We start from the raw sequence: 12,885 nt of genomic DNA on the forward strand, positions 1-12,885 counted from the left end.
TCACTGCCACCCCTCGACGCTAGTACGTCGAACCGGCACCGGCCATCAAGTTCACCGTGTCGGCCGAGAAATGTCACGGGAGGCGGCGAACAGGGAACAAGCAGGTAACACGGCGGTGTTGTATCCGCCTCGACGGTGGGCGCGCATTCGTGCCGGGACACCGCATCGGGCAGGATCTCAGGCGTCCGGGCGCCTCAGCCCGGACGTTTCGGACAGCAGGGCGCCGGGGCAGGCGTCCGGAGAAGGAGTGCGAAGTGGGACAGGTCAGCGCCAGCAGTTCGATCACGGTGCCCGCGGATCCCCAGCGGGTGCTGGCGGCCGTGGCCGACTACGACACCGTCCGGCCGCGCATCCTGAGCGCGCACTACCGCGACTACCGCGTGCTCGAGGGCGGCAAGGGCACCGGCACCGTCGCCGAGTGGATCCTGCAGGCCACCGAGAAGCGGCAGCGCAGCGTGCACGCGGTGGTGACCGCGACGGATTCCACCGTCACCGAGAAGGATTCGAACTCCACCCTGGTCAACACCTGGACCGTGAGCCCCGACGGCACCGGCTCCACGGTCACGCTGCTCACCACGTGGAACGGCGCCGGCGGGGTCAAGGGCATCTTCGAGGGCATCTTCGCCCCGCTCGGCCTGAAGAAGATCCAGGCCGAGGTGCTGGCGAACCTGAAGAAGGAATTGGCGTAGGGGTCTCGCGGTATTCGACGGGCGAGCCGCTAGCGCGTCTCGCCGATATCGAACAGGTTCCCCTCGGGATCGCTCAACGTGGTCCAGCGCGCGCCGTACTCGTCGAAATCGCCGAGCTGCTTCGCGCCGAGGGCGAGTGCCCGCTCGACCTGCGCCCGCCGCTCCGGCGTGTGCAGGTCGAGGTGCACCGAGTTCTTGCCCGGCGTCTTGTCCGGCACCTTGATGAACATGAGCGTCGGGGCGCCGCCGACGGTGGCGAAGTACTCCGACGCCTCCGGATCGACCCTCCGGTCGAGCAGTTCGGCGTAGAAGCCGGCCAGCGCGGCGGCGTTCTCGCTGTCGATGGTGACGTGCGCGAGCTCGAGTGACATGGGTTTCCTCCTGAATCAGCGGATGGGCCAGCAGATTTCGGTGCGGTAGCCGGCCGGGTCGTCGACCAGGTCCGGTCCGGCCAGGTAGATCTCGCGGATCGGCTCCGGCAGCGAGACGTCGTGCGCGGCGACGTGGCTGCCGAGCGCGCCGTAGCTGCGGTCGAAGTCCTCGAAGCCGCCCTCGTGCACGGCGACCGCGAACCGGCCGCCGGGAAGTTCGGCGAGCATCGGCGCGGGGTGCGTGCCCGCGGCGGCCGGCAGCGGGCCGCGGGTGCCCGGCGGCACCGGGATGTACGCCGTCACCTCGCCCGCGTCCTCCGCGAACCAGGCGGCGGAGTACGTCGCCCCGCCCGGCCCGGTCGGCGCCACCCCCGCGGCTGCCAGCGTCCGGTAGAGCAGGGCGAAGGCGCTGCCGCACCAGGGCCCGATGTCGGCGCGGGCCACGCCGTCGGTGACGGTGAGCGCGGGGAACGCGGCCGTGCTGCGGTACTCCACCTGGAGCGCGCGCGTTCCCGGCGCCAGCAGCGCGCGCAGCGAGGCAACCACGTCGCGGGTGCGGTTCAGCTCCTCCTCCATCCGGAGCAGGTGCGCGCGCAGCGCGGCGTCGCGTGCCGTCGGGTCGGCCGCGCCGAGCACCGTGCGGATCTCCGCCACCGGCATGTCCAGCGCGCGCAGGCGGCGGATCAGGTGCGCGGCGGGCACCTGATCCACCGAGTAGCGGCGGTAGCCGGAGCCGGGGTCGATCGCCGCGGGCTCGAGCAGCGCGATGTCGTGGTAGTACCGCAGCGCCTTCACGCTGAGGTAGGTCAACCGGGAGAACTCCCCGATCGGGACGGTCGCTGTCATGGGTTCCAGCGAACACCCTCCCGTGGCGGGAGAGTCAACCGCTCACGGCGTGGCGACCACGAAGGTCAGCAGCAGCGTGTTCACCTCGCCGAGCCACCACGAGTAGCCGTACCAGACCCCGGGCGAGACCTCGCGCACCTCGTCGTGCACCTGCGGGGTCGGCGACGGCGTGTAGTCGAGCACCCAGGCCGGGCGGCCGTCGAGCAGCGCGGTGCCGCGGTAGATGTTCGCAGGCCAGGCGGCGATGTCCAGCCCGGTGACCCGATTGGTGAGGGGGCCGCCGTCCGGGCCGGTGGCGAAGGTCTTGCCGATCCAGAAGGCGGGGGTGATGCCCTGGATGTAGCCGGGCCGCACCACCCAGCCGCTGGTGACGCCGCGCGGCACGGCGCCGGGCGCGGCCTCGTGGAACAGCTGATCCTGCTGCTCCGGCGAGCAGCGGAAGCGGAGCGCATCGATGGTCGCCGCTCGATTGCCGGAGTCCAGGACACAGCCGCCGCCGTAGTCGGCGACACCCGCGTCGGCAGCGGCGGTACCCCCGCAGGCGAACAGCAGCGTCAACGCGGATGCGGCTATGGTGAGAACGGACTTACGGAGAAGCGGGGACATCGTCGGCTCCAGGGTCGCTACCGGTTATCGATTGGCTGTCCGGGAAAGATCGCCGCACTGTAGCCGGTGCGACCTTTTCCCCGGGCCCGACCCGAGTTCCATGATAATTCCTCGCAAAACCGGCGATGAACCGGTCCCCGGCGCGGACTAGTCTGGACGCTGACATTCCCGCCCGCTGGAAGGAATTCCCGTGCAACCCGATGGCCAGTTCGACATGCAGCAGCTCCTCGCGCAAGCGCAGCAGATGCAGCAGGCGGTGATGGAGGCCCAGGCCGAGATCGCGGCCTCCGAGGTACAGGGGCAGGCAGGCGGCGGCCTGGTTCAGGTCACCATCAAGGCCTCCGGCGAGGTGGTCGCGCTGACCATCGATCCGAAGGTCGTCGACCCCGAGGATGTCGACGGGCTGCAGGACCTGGTGATCGGCGCGGTCAACGACGCCATGGCGAACGCGCAGCAGCTCGCGGCCGACCGGCTCGGCCCGCTCTCCGGTGGCCTCGGCGGCGGCCAGCTGCCCGGCTTCTGAGGCCGTAGGTGTACGAGGGCCCGGTCCAGGATCTGATCGACGAGCTGGGGCGGCTGCCCGGCGTCGGTCCGAAGAGCGCGCAGCGCATCGCCTTCCACCTGCTCGGGGTCGAGGCGCCGGAGATCGACCGGCTGCAGGCGGCGCTGCAGAAGGTGCGCGACGGCGTGCGCTTCTGCGCCGAGTGCGGCACCGTCTCCGACGGTGAGCTCTGCCGCATCTGCGTCGACCCGCGCCGCGACCGCACCATGATCTGCGTGGTCGAGGAGCCCAAGGACGTGCAGGCGATCGAGCGCACCCGCGAGTTCCGCGGCCGCTACCACGTGCTCGGCGGCGCGCTCGACCCGCTCAACGGGGTCGGGCCGGACCAGCTCCGCATCCGGCAGCTGCTCGCCCGCATCGGGAACCAGCAGGACGGGGTCGACGTCAGCGAGGTCATCATCGCGACCGACCCGAACACCGAGGGCGAGGCAACGGCCACCTACCTGGTGCGCATGCTGCGCGACTTTCCCGGGCTGTCGGTCACCCGGCTGGCCTCCGGGCTGCCGATGGGCGGTGACCTGGAGTTCGCGGACGAACTGACCCTCGGCCGAGCCCTCTCCGGTCGCCGCGCGCTGTGACTACAGGTCGACCGGGGTCCAGGTGATCCGGTCGAGGCGGGTGCGGTCGTCGCGGGCCCAGTCCCAGATGAGGGCGGCGACGGTGGGGGCGTCGGCGATGGTGGTGCCGAAGTGGCGGTCGGGGGCGCCGTCGCGGTACTCGAGGGTGTATTCGCCGGAGTCTTCGCGGTAGGTCTGGATGTAGTTGTCCGGGCCGCGGTCGACCACCAGGTAGGGGTTGGGTGCGGCCAGGCCGGCCACCCAGTCGTGCGCCAGACGCTCGGTGAGGTACGGGAATTCGCCCGCGCCGCCGTGGCTGACGGCCAGCGGGAGGTGCCCGGCCGGGTCGATCAGCCAGGCGAGCTGGGGGTCGAAGAGCGCGTAGCCGCGCGGCGTGGCCAGCTCGAAGAGCAGGGCGCGGCCGAAGCCGATGGCGTCGTACGGCAGCGCCACCGGCAGGGTGGCGCCGGTCGCGTGGCCGCCGACGGGCGTGGCGCTGAGGAACGAGTCGTCCGCGGGCAGTTCGCCGTTGCGCCGGTTCAGCTCGGCGGCGATCTCGGCGACGGTGGCCGTCTCCGGCACGCCCTCGTTGGCGTCCAGGTACTCCTCCGCCCCCGGCACCGTCGACGCGACACCGGAGGGCAGCAGCACCAGGTCGTAGCTCACCCGGCGAGCCTACCGAGGCCGCGCTCCGCGCAGGCGCAGCCACCCGCGAGGTCGGTGCACTCCACCACGAAGGCGTGCCGCACCACCTCGAACTCGACGCAGTCGCCCTCGGTGCACTCGGCGATCCGCCCGGCGTGCCCGATCAGCGTCCCGTGGCAGTGATCCGTTCCGGCCGCGCAGGCCGGGCATGCGTTCGCTCCCATGCACTCCGGTCTACCACCGGGCACCGACAGCGCCGCTCAGGCGCGCAGCCGCTCCCGGCGCAGCTGCTCCACCTCGGGCAGCGGCAGCGGCGGCAGCTCGTCGACGCCGAGCGCGCGGCAGAGCAGCAGATCGGCCAGCTCCGGATTGCGGGCCAGCGCGGGGCCGTGCATGTAGGTGCCGATCACCGAGCCCTGCACCACCCCCTCCAGCCCGTCCCCGACGCCGTTGCCGACGCCCCTGGTCACCCGGGCCAGCCCGGCCGCGTCGCCGCCGAGCTTCGTTCCGCCCCTGTGGTTCTCGAAACCGGTGAGCGGCGCGGTGAGCCCGGCGACGGTCGGCGCGGTGGTGACCTCGCCGATGGCCCGCTTCTCCTGCGGCGAGGTGGTCACGTCGATCATCCCGACGCCGTCCACCCGCTCGCCGGTCGAGGTCTCGTACCAGTGCCCGAGCACCTGGATGGCGGCGCAGATGGCCAGCACCGGGGTGCCCTTCGCGGCGGCCTCCTGCAGCCCGGGGTAGCGCTGCAGGTGCCTGGTGGCGAGCCGCTGGGCGGAGTCCTCGGCGCCGCCGAGGGTGTAGATGTCCAGCGAGTTCGGCACCGGATCGGCGAGCGTGATCTCCACGATCTCGGCCTCCTGGCCGCGCATCCGCAGCCGCTGCCGCAGCACGAGGGCGTTGCCGCCGTCGCCGTAGGTCCCCATCACATCGGGCAGGACCAGCCCGATCCGCACCGTCACGAGACGTCCTCCAGATCGCGGTTGAGATCGCGGAACGCGGTGTAGTTTGCCAGCACCTCGACCTTGCCCGCCGGGCAGGAGGCGATGGCCCGCACCGGGTCGGCCACCGTGGTGTGCTCGACGCCGGCGTAGGTGAGCCGCACCGCGAGATCGGTGGCGCGCTCGCCCGCCGCCACCACCTGAACCCCCTCGAAGTGCTCGAACCGCACGTCCCAGAGCCAGGAGAGGTCCTCGCCGTCCGGCACCTGCCCGTTCACCGCGATCACCAGCCCGGCCGAGTCCGGGTCGATCATGGAGAGCGCCTCCTGCCAGCCGGCCGGGTTCTTGGCCAGCAGCAGCCGGGCGGCGTGCTCGCCGACCTGGACGGTCCGGTAGCGCCCGGCGATCTCGCGCACGGTGCCCGCCGCCGCCGCCGCCTGCGCCGCGTCGGCGCCGAGCGCGACCGCCGCCGCCACGGCCTGCGCGGCATTGCCGCGGTTGGCCCGGCCGGGGAGCGCGAGGGTGAGCGGCAGCCGCAGGCCGTCGGGGCCGCGCAGCTCGGTGCCGTCCAGCCACCACTGCGGCTCCGGGCGCTCGAAGTCGGCGCCGGTGCTGCGCCAGTGCGCGCCCTCCCAGACGATCGGCTCGCCGCTGCGCGGACAGCTGGTGGCGTCCATCGCCCAGCCGCTGCCCGCCGCCACCCAGACCACGTTCGGGTGGTCGTAGGCGATCGAGGTGATCAGCACGTCGTCGCAGTTGGCGACGACGACGGTGTCCGGGTGCCGCGCCAGCCCCGCGCGCAGCCTGCGCTCGATCATGTTGATCTCGCCGACCCGGTCCAGCTGGTCGCGGCTCAGGTTGAGCAGCACCACCGCCTCCGGGTTCAGCGCGTCGGTGACGTGCGGCAGATGCAGCTCGTCCACCTCGATCGCGGCCAGCGGGGCGCTGCGCTGCGTGCTCAGCGCGGCCACGATCCCCGCGTCCATGTTCGCGCCGTCGGCCTGGGTGGCGACGGTGCCGAGCGTGCTCAGCGCCGCGGTGGTCATCCTGGTGGTGGTGGACTTGCCGTTGGTGCCGGTGATCAGCACGGTCCGCCTGCCGCGGCCGAGCTGTTCCATGAGCGAGCCGTCGATCTTCAGGGCGATCAGCCCGCCGATCATCGACCCCTTGCCGCGTCCCGCCCGCTGCGAGGCCCACGACGCGAGCGCCGCCGCCCGCAGGGCGAGCCGCCCGCGCACCGAAATATCTGCCATCCCGGTGAGTCTAGGGGGCACGCCGGAGGCGCTCGCGCCGAGTGAGCGCGGCCACCCTCAGCCCTGGTACAGCTTCTGCCCGTATACCTCGGGGGAGTAGTAGTGCTCCAGCTCCTCGACCGTCTCGGTGACCCCGCTCTGCACCTCCTTCACCAGCCTGGCAGCGCTGGGCAGGGTGTCGTCCGGCCACTGCTCCGGCTGCCACAGGTGGCTGCGCAGGAACGCCTTGGCGCAGTGGAAGAAGATCTGCTCGATCGCCACCTCGACCGCGAGGATGGGCCGGTGGCCGCGCACCACCATCTCGTCGAAATAGGGCGCGTCCCTGACCAGCCGGGCCGAGCCGTTGATCCGCAGCGTCTCATTCCGCCCCGGGATCAGGAAGATCAGCCCGACGTGCGGGTTGACCAGGATGTTCCGGTATCCGTCTGCCCGCCGGTTGCCCGGCCGCTCCGGCACCGCGATGGTGTGCGCGTCGAGCACCCGCACGAAGCCGGCCGGGTCGCCCTTCGGCGAGGCGTCGCAGTTGCCCGCCGCGTCGCTGGTGCTCAGCACCACGAAGGGGCTGAGCCCGATCCACTCCCGGTCGCGTGCGTGCAGCGCGGGGCGATCCTTGTTCGCCGCACGGGGATTCACCTCGCCGAGCAGCTCCCGCAGCTCGGCCTCGTCCGTGATCTGCGCGGTGTCACGCTCGTGCCCACTGCCTATGAGCGAGGGCCCTCCGTGGCTACGCTCCGCTACCGCCTCCGGGCCTGACTCGCTCATAGGAACCGATTCAAGCACCGGTCAGGGGGCGACGTCGAACATATTCGGCAGCCCTGAAGCATATCGATCGGCGTCCAGCTGCCGCATGGGCTCCAGCTCCGGCGAGCGCCAGAGGGTGAAGAGGGGGCAGCGCGGGGCGTCCGACCCGGCCACGTCGAGCAGCGCGTTCACCGCGCGCCGTGCCGACTCGTTGGCGCCCTCCATGGTCGCCAGGTCGATGTCGGTGCGTACGTAGTCGCCGGCGAGGAAGAGGTTCTCCAGCGGCCCGTGCGGCTCGGGGCGGGCGTCCCAGGAGCCTGCGGTGTTGATCAGCAGCGGGTCGGCATTGGTGTTGCGGCCGCGCTCGGCGTTCCAGGTGATGCCGGGGTCGAGGAACCAGGAGTGCAGGTCGGCGTCGCGCAGCACCTCGCCGCCGTCGTTCAGGTGCGTGCGCAGCTGCGCCCAGACCTCGCGGGCGATCTCCTCCGGGCTGCACTGCTCGGCCGGCTTGCCGTAGAGGATGCCTGGGGTGTGCCAGTCCGAGATGTCGACCGAGAGGCAGTCGCCGACCGTGCCGTCGCCGTACTCCGGCAGTTTGCGCCGCCACACCTGGTTCTGGTTGATCGAGGTCAGCGCCCACGGCGCGTCCACGAAGGCGGCGTGCCCGCGGACGATGTCGACCGGGGTGCGCAGGTAGTACTGGATGCCGTTCATCCAGTCCACGACCAGGCGGTCCATCGCCTGCAGCTGTGGCCAGACTTCGAGCACATCCGTGGTCCAGAGCGTGCGGGCCTGCTCGGCGGCGAGCGCGACCACCACGTAGTCGGCCTCGATCGTGCGCGCGCCCTCCGGGGTGTTGATCCGGGCAGCGGCGATCCTGCGGTCCCGCACCTCCAGCCCGCGCACCTCGCTGCCCAGCTCCAGCCGGACCCCGAGCGAGCGCAGGTGCGCCAGCCACGGATCGATCCAGGTCGCGTTGGTCGGGCCGTTCAGCACCCGGTCCAGCGGGCCGTCCGCGGCCACCTCCAGCGGATTGCCGAGGAACTGCTCACCCATGGTGCCGATGGTGCGCACGCTGGCCACGCCCTCCTTGGCGGCGACGAGCAGGCTGGTGAGCGCGCGGGAGAGCAGCGCGCGGAACTCGTGCGAGCGGGCGTGGCCGTTCACGTAGTCGAACCAGGAGGCGTACTCCCACTGGCCGAGCCTGCGCGCGTCGCAGCTGGTGTTGAAGACGAGCAGCCGGTTGGCGAAGAACAGCGCCTCGTCGTTCGTCATCCTGGTGGCCGCGGTGATCGCGCCGCTGACCGTCTCGCGGAAGGTGTCCGGGGTCAGCCGCACCGGCGCCCGCGCGCCGAGCGGCACCCGGATGTCGGCGCCGTCCGCGCGGGCCAGCCGCATCTCGGTCATGCCGATCAGGTTGTCCCGCACGCCGCCGGCGTTGCCGGGGAACGGGATGCGCCGCATGGTGTCCGGAACGTGCCGGTAGAAGCCGGGGAAGAAGCGGAAGCCGTGCTCACCGGGGAGCTCGGGCCTGCCGTCCCGCGCGCTGCCGGGCACCGGCACGCTGCGTGCCTTTCCGCCCCACGCCCGCTTCTCGTAGACGGTGACCTCGAAGCCGCGCTCGGCGAGCTCGTGCGCCGCGGTGAGACCGGCGACCCCGCCGCCGAGCACCGCGACCCGTCTGCCCGGACCGGCGAAGGCCGGAACCGGCCGTGCCGTACTCGCGATGGCCCCCGCCACCCCCGCCGTTACCGTGCCCCTCAGGAGGGTCCTGCGCGACACGGTCGACCGCTGCTCTGTCATACGTGTTCTGCTGCCTCAAAATTTCGGGCCCGCCACGATCGGCCGCCCTTGCTCGTTTCTCACCCTGCGCACGGCGGGCCGCCCACCGCGCGCGCCGTGCCCCGGCCGCCGCCCCGGCGGACTCGGGCGCCTGCGACAGTACCGGGGTGCGCGGTGGCCCGTGCGGCGACGGGGTCGATTGCCGGTACTTCGCTTGAATGGGGTGTGTTTCAGATTGGCGTGGTCAGGGAGTTGGCCGGTCATTCGCCGAATTCGGCGTAAGGGGGGTTGCGTGGTGGCGGTCACCCGGACTCGGGCGGTGATGGTGCCGAAGCCCGGTCAGGCCGCGCCCGCGCCTACCGGTCGCGGGGTGGCGACGGGCGGCGGGACCGGCTTTCGGATCACGGTCGCCGCGCCGGCGCCCGCGATCACCACCACCGCGCCGAGCACGGCGAGCCCGCTCGGTCGCTCGCCGAACGCCACCCACGCCGCGCTCATCCCGACCACCGGCACCAGCAGCGAGTACGGCGCCACCGCGCTCGCCGGATAGCGGCTCATCAGATAGGTCCACAGCCCCGAGCCCGCCAGCGTGCCGAGCACGACGATGTAGGCGAGCCCGGCCAGCGCGAGCAGCCCCTCGCCGGTGCGACTCGTCGCCAGCGCATGCCATCCCGCCCAGGGCCCCTCGGCCGCCATCGAGAGCGCGAACATCGGCAGCGGCGGAATCACCGCCATCCACATGGTCAGGTGCAGCGGGTTCACCCCTGGCGATTCCGTGGTCGCCAACCGGGTGCCGATATTGCCGAAGGCCCACCCGAGCCCGGCCGCCAGCGTCAGCAGCACCGGCAGCAGCCCCGCGTACGGCAGCTGATCCCAGCCGATGAGCGCCATCCCGCCCAGCGCCGCCGCGATCCCCGCGGCCTGGAGCGGGCGCGGCCGCTCCCTGGCGACCAGCGCGCCGAGCAGCACCGTGAACGGCGCCGACGACTGCAGCACCAGGGCGGCCAGCCCCGTCGGCATCCCGATCCGCATGGCGGTGAAGAGGAAGGCGAACTGCGCGATACCGAACCCGCCGCCGTAGAGCAGCAGCCAGCGCCCCCGCACCCGCGGTCGCGGCACGAACAGCAGCACCGGCACCGCGATCACCGCGAAGCGGAGGGCGACGAAGAAGAAGGGCGGGAAGTGGTCGAGGCCGACCCGGATGGCCAGGAAGTTCAGCCCCCAGAGCACGACGACGGTCAATCCGAGCAGGCGGTCACGAGCGGTCACATTTCCCATGCTGAGCGCCGGTATTGTTCAGGACAATCGAATTGTTCCGAACCATATCGGTAGCATCGCTTCATGGTTGATGGGGGGCCGATGGCCCCGGAGCGGCTCCGGGTGCTGCGCGAACTCGCCGACCGCGGCACCATCGGGGCCGTCGCCGCCGCACTGCACAGCACGCCGTCGGCGGTCTCGCAGCAACTCAAGGTGCTGGCCAGGGAGGCCGGGGTCCCGCTGCTGGAACCCGACGGCCGCCGGGTCCGGCTCACCGACGCGGGCCGGGCCCTGGTACTGCGCGCCGACGAGGTGCTGGCCGCGCTCGACCGCGCCGCCGCCGAGATGGCCCGCTACCGCGGTACCGCCCGCGGCCGAGTCCGGGTCGCCCTGTTCCCCTCCGGTGCCGCGCTGCTGCTGCCGAGGGTGCTCGCCGCGCTCGCCGACAGCGCCGTCGACCTGATCGCCAGCGACGAGGACCTGCCGCCGACCGAGGTGCCGCGGCTGCTCGCCGACTACGACGTCGTCCTCACGCACCGCGACGAGCGCGCCCCCTCGGTCGCCGGCCCCCGGGTGCGCGCCATCCCGCTCATGCGCGAACCGACCGACGTGGTGGTCGCCCCCGCCCACCGCCTCGCCCACCGCACCGCCGTCGACCCCGCCGAACTCGCCGACGAGACCTGGGTGAGCGTGCGCGGCGGTTTCCCGGTCGACGACGTCCTCCGCTCGATCGCCACCGTCACCGGGGTGCAGCCCCGGATCGCGCAACGTCTCAACGACTTCCGCGTCATCGAGAGCCTCGTGGCCGCCGGCTACGCCATCGCCCTCATGCCCCGCTGGGCAGTGGCCCACCCCGAACTGGTGGCGCTCCGGCTCAGCGGCGTCCGCGCCGCCCGCCGCTACGAACTCGCCCTCCGCCCGGACACCGAACACACCCCCGCCGTCGCCGCCGTCCTCGCCGCCTTCGCCACCGCCGCCGACGACGTCGCCGGCCCCGACCCGCTACAGTCCGGATCGGATCGCCCCGACCCGATGGAGCCCCCATGACCGACCTCGACGGCGGCTACCTCGCCACCCCCACCGGCACCGGCCCCTTCCCCGGCGTCGTCGTCCTGCACGACGCCTTCGGCCTCACCAGCGAGCTCCGCCGCGTCACCGACCACATCGCCGCCAACGGCTACCTCGCCATCGGCCCCCGCCTCTACCGCCGCGGCCTCTGCGTCCAGCAGGTCTTCCGCGGCCTGCTCCGCGACACCGGCCCGGTCTTCGACCAGATCCAGCGCGCCCGCGACACGCTCACCGCCCGCCCCGACTGCACCGGCCGGGTCGGCGTCATCGGCTTCTGCATGGGCGGGCGCTTCGCCATCGTCACCGGCGGACGCGGCATGTTCGACGCCGCCTCCGTGAACTACGGCATGCTCTTCCCCGGCAAGCCGGTCGACCACCTGCTCACCGCCCCCTGCCCGGTGGTCGCCAGCTACGGCGACAGCGACCCCTACATCGCCACCGCCGACACCGAGCGCTACCGGGACGCGCTCGCCTCAGCCGATGTCCCCACCGACTTCAAGATCTACCCCGGAGCCAGCCACTCCTTCTTCCAGGACTACTCCGGCGTCCCCGGCCTCTACATGAAAGTCATGGGCACCACCCACGACCCCGATGTCTCCACCGACGCCTGGTCCCGCATCTTCACCTTCTTCAGCGAGAACCTGAACTAGGTGCTCCGCCCGATATCCGCAGTATTGCCCTGCTCGGTAGCGGCGTAGGCCGCGCCCGCTTTGCGGAACATGTCGGCCATGGCTTCTACGGTCTCAATATGCTTCTGGATTGCCTCACGGTAGGAGCCGGTCCCCGCGCCGCCGATCGCCAGATCGCGAAACTTGCCACCGAGCTTTTGGGCGCTGGGTAGGGCGCCGAACGAGTCCACATGAACAACCGATTCGGCGCGGCGGTAGAGCGCCCGAAGCTGCAGGACGTAGGTGTCGCATTCTGCTGCGCAGCGCTCCGCCGTTCCCGGTTGGATCATCAGGCGAGAGTTGTCGGCGTCAGTCGCCAACCCGGTGAAACTCTGAACTGAGTCCGATGTGTCGGCCATCACTAGTCCTTCGGCAGCCACGGATCGAGCGCGCGCGTCGCGCGCAGCGTGAGACCGCACGGATCATTGAGCGCGGGCAGGTCGACGTCCTTGCTGATGTAGACCTCGATCGTGCCTTGGCGTGAGGGAAAGAAGATGGTGCAATTCCCCGGCGGATTCTCGTCGCCCTGGATGAACGATGTGGCCACGCGGCCGTTCAAGTCGACGGAACGGAACTCGCGGAAGTAGGAGTTGGCGCGAAAACTGTTCGCTGGTTCCGTCGTAGCGAAGACCCGCATCGCCCACCTGTCGCCAACCCAGAGGCAGCCCCGCCATCCGGTCCTCGGCACCCCGAATGGATTGTCGTCCCTCGACTCAGGATCTGCCCCCGCCGCGCGAATCGCCTCATCCGGCAGGGTGCACGAATCGAACAGAGCCTCGGGTGAGACCGAAGACGGGGTAGCTGCACCCTGCGTCCCCGACTCACACCCCGCGATCAACGGCAGTACCACCAGCGCGCAGAAGAGCGCGAAACGTCCCCGCATAATTCCCCCCTCCGTC

The 12,885-nt window shown here is 71.6% G+C and carries 17 protein-coding genes; 5 read left to right on the forward strand and 12 right to left on the reverse strand.

The window, feature by feature from the left end:
* The first annotated feature begins 254 nt into the window (after positions 1-254).
* On the forward strand, positions 255-689 hold the full coding sequence (locus ACFO0B_RS18470; RefSeq protein ID WP_378613694.1) for an SRPBCC family protein: 435 nt from the start codon (positions 255-257) through the stop codon (positions 687-689).
* A gap of 29 nt (positions 690-718) precedes the next feature.
* Here ACFO0B_RS18470 and ACFO0B_RS18475 read toward each other — a convergent pair whose 3' ends face one another.
* The 3 genes from ACFO0B_RS18475 to ACFO0B_RS18485 are packed head-to-tail and all read right to left on the reverse strand — an operon-like array spanning position 719 to position 2,464.
* Positions 719-1,060, reverse strand: a complete 342-nt coding sequence (locus ACFO0B_RS18475; RefSeq protein WP_378613695.1) for a VOC family protein — start codon at positions 1,058-1,060, stop codon at positions 719-721.
* A 15-nt stretch (positions 1,061-1,075) separates the two neighbouring features.
* A complete protein-coding gene (locus ACFO0B_RS18480) occupies positions 1,076-1,906 on the reverse strand; it encodes a MerR family transcriptional regulator (protein WP_378613696.1) in 831 nt (276 codons plus the stop codon).
* A gap of 42 nt (positions 1,907-1,948) precedes the next feature.
* Positions 1,949-2,464 carry a hypothetical protein gene (locus tag ACFO0B_RS18485; protein ID WP_378613697.1) on the reverse strand — a complete coding sequence of 172 codons (516 nt, stop codon included), beginning with the start codon at positions 2,462-2,464 and terminating at the stop codon, positions 1,949-1,951.
* Positions 2,465-2,702: 238 nt separating this feature from the next.
* Here ACFO0B_RS18485 and ACFO0B_RS18490 point away from each other — a divergent pair, with 238 nt between their 5' ends.
* On the forward strand, positions 2,703-3,035 hold the full coding sequence (locus ACFO0B_RS18490; protein WP_233015561.1) for a YbaB/EbfC family nucleoid-associated protein: 333 nt from the start codon (positions 2,703-2,705) through the stop codon (positions 3,033-3,035).
* Positions 3,036-3,043: 8 nt separating this feature from the next.
* Entirely contained in the window at positions 3,044-3,652 is a 609-nt protein-coding gene (gene recR, locus ACFO0B_RS18495) for a recombination mediator RecR (protein ID WP_233015562.1), read from the forward strand.
* On the opposite strand, the gene ACFO0B_RS18500 is transcribed toward recR, so the two are convergent.
* From ACFO0B_RS18500 to ACFO0B_RS18530, 7 genes are all read right to left on the reverse strand, one after another.
* Positions 3,653-4,297 (reverse strand): hypothetical protein, encoded by a 645-nt coding sequence (locus ACFO0B_RS18500; RefSeq protein ID WP_378613698.1) that lies wholly within the window; start codon positions 4,295-4,297, stop codon positions 3,653-3,655.
* Entirely contained in the window at positions 4,294-4,500 is a 207-nt protein-coding gene (locus ACFO0B_RS18505) for a hypothetical protein (RefSeq protein ID WP_378613699.1), read from the reverse strand. Before ACFO0B_RS18505 ends, ACFO0B_RS18500 begins: the two co-directional genes overlap by 4 nt.
* A 36-nt stretch (positions 4,501-4,536) precedes the next feature.
* Positions 4,537-5,238, reverse strand: coding sequence for a type 1 glutamine amidotransferase (locus tag ACFO0B_RS18510; protein WP_378613700.1), 702 nt, complete (start codon positions 5,236-5,238; stop codon positions 4,537-4,539).
* Positions 5,235-6,470 carry a MurT ligase domain-containing protein gene (locus ACFO0B_RS18515; protein ID WP_378613701.1) on the reverse strand — a complete coding sequence of 412 codons (1,236 nt, stop codon included), beginning with the start codon at positions 6,468-6,470 and terminating at the stop codon, positions 5,235-5,237. Before ACFO0B_RS18515 ends, ACFO0B_RS18510 begins: the two co-directional genes overlap by 4 nt.
* A gap of 57 nt (positions 6,471-6,527) precedes the next feature.
* Positions 6,528-7,232, reverse strand: coding sequence for a pyridoxamine 5'-phosphate oxidase family protein (locus ACFO0B_RS18520; protein ID WP_378613702.1), 705 nt, complete (start codon positions 7,230-7,232; stop codon positions 6,528-6,530).
* 21 nt (positions 7,233-7,253) lie between these two features.
* Positions 7,254-9,014 carry a hydroxysqualene dehydroxylase gene (locus ACFO0B_RS18525; protein WP_378613703.1) on the reverse strand — a complete coding sequence of 587 codons (1,761 nt, stop codon included), beginning with the start codon at positions 9,012-9,014 and terminating at the stop codon, positions 7,254-7,256.
* Positions 9,015-9,332: 318 nt separating this feature from the next.
* Complete coding sequence (locus tag ACFO0B_RS18530; RefSeq protein ID WP_378613704.1) at positions 9,333-10,262, reverse strand: EamA family transporter; 930 nt, start codon at positions 10,260-10,262, stop codon at positions 9,333-9,335.
* 90 nt (positions 10,263-10,352) lie between these two features.
* Between ACFO0B_RS18530 and ACFO0B_RS18535 the strand changes: the two genes are divergently transcribed.
* Complete coding sequence (locus ACFO0B_RS18535) at positions 10,353-11,297, forward strand: LysR family transcriptional regulator (RefSeq protein ID WP_378613858.1); 945 nt, start codon at positions 10,353-10,355, stop codon at positions 11,295-11,297.
* Positions 11,294-11,968 (forward strand): dienelactone hydrolase family protein, encoded by a 675-nt coding sequence (locus ACFO0B_RS18540; RefSeq protein ID WP_378613705.1) that lies wholly within the window; start codon positions 11,294-11,296, stop codon positions 11,966-11,968. The genes ACFO0B_RS18535 and ACFO0B_RS18540 overlap by 4 nt, the downstream gene beginning before the upstream one ends.
* Here the strand turns inward: ACFO0B_RS18540 and ACFO0B_RS18545 are convergent.
* Both ACFO0B_RS18545 and ACFO0B_RS18550 read right to left on the reverse strand, forming a co-directional pair.
* The gene (locus ACFO0B_RS18545; RefSeq protein ID WP_378613706.1) at positions 11,965-12,345 is read right to left on the reverse strand and encodes a hypothetical protein; all 381 of its coding nucleotides are present in this window, start codon (positions 12,343-12,345) and stop codon (positions 11,965-11,967) included. The genes ACFO0B_RS18540 and ACFO0B_RS18545 overlap by 4 nt on opposite strands.
* Before the next feature lie 2 nt (positions 12,346-12,347).
* Complete coding sequence (locus ACFO0B_RS18550; protein WP_378613707.1) at positions 12,348-12,869, reverse strand: DUF3558 family protein; 522 nt, start codon at positions 12,867-12,869, stop codon at positions 12,348-12,350.
* Positions 12,870-12,885: the final 16 nt, after the last annotated feature.

This window comes from Nocardia jiangsuensis (assembly GCF_042650385.1).
GTDB classification, from domain to species: domain Bacteria; phylum Actinomycetota; class Actinomycetes; order Mycobacteriales; family Mycobacteriaceae; genus Nocardia; species Nocardia jiangsuensis.

Coding starts and splice junctions, on each gene's coding strand:
- ACFO0B_RS18505 (WP_378613699.1), bottom strand. CDS start 4,500: ATGGGAGCGAACGCATGCCCGGCCTGCGCGGCCGGAACGGATCACTGC.
- ACFO0B_RS18540 (WP_378613705.1), top strand. CDS start 11,294: ATGACCGACCTCGACGGCGGCTACCTCGCCACCCCCACCGGCACCGGC.
- ACFO0B_RS18480 (WP_378613696.1), bottom strand. CDS start 1,906: ATGACAGCGACCGTCCCGATCGGGGAGTTCTCCCGGTTGACCTACCTC.
- ACFO0B_RS18535 (WP_378613858.1), top strand. CDS start 10,353: ATGGCCCCGGAGCGGCTCCGGGTGCTGCGCGAACTCGCCGACCGCGGC.
- ACFO0B_RS18545 (WP_378613706.1), bottom strand. CDS start 12,345: ATGGCCGACACATCGGACTCAGTTCAGAGTTTCACCGGGTTGGCGACT.
- ACFO0B_RS18515 (WP_378613701.1), bottom strand. CDS start 6,470: ATGGCAGATATTTCGGTGCGCGGGCGGCTCGCCCTGCGGGCGGCGGCG.
- ACFO0B_RS18550 (WP_378613707.1), bottom strand. CDS start 12,869: ATGCGGGGACGTTTCGCGCTCTTCTGCGCGCTGGTGGTACTGCCGTTG.
- ACFO0B_RS18520 (WP_378613702.1), bottom strand. CDS start 7,232: ATGAGCGAGTCAGGCCCGGAGGCGGTAGCGGAGCGTAGCCACGGAGGG.
- ACFO0B_RS18525 (WP_378613703.1), bottom strand. CDS start 9,014: ATGACAGAGCAGCGGTCGACCGTGTCGCGCAGGACCCTCCTGAGGGGC.
- ACFO0B_RS18475 (WP_378613695.1), bottom strand. CDS start 1,060: ATGTCACTCGAGCTCGCGCACGTCACCATCGACAGCGAGAACGCCGCC.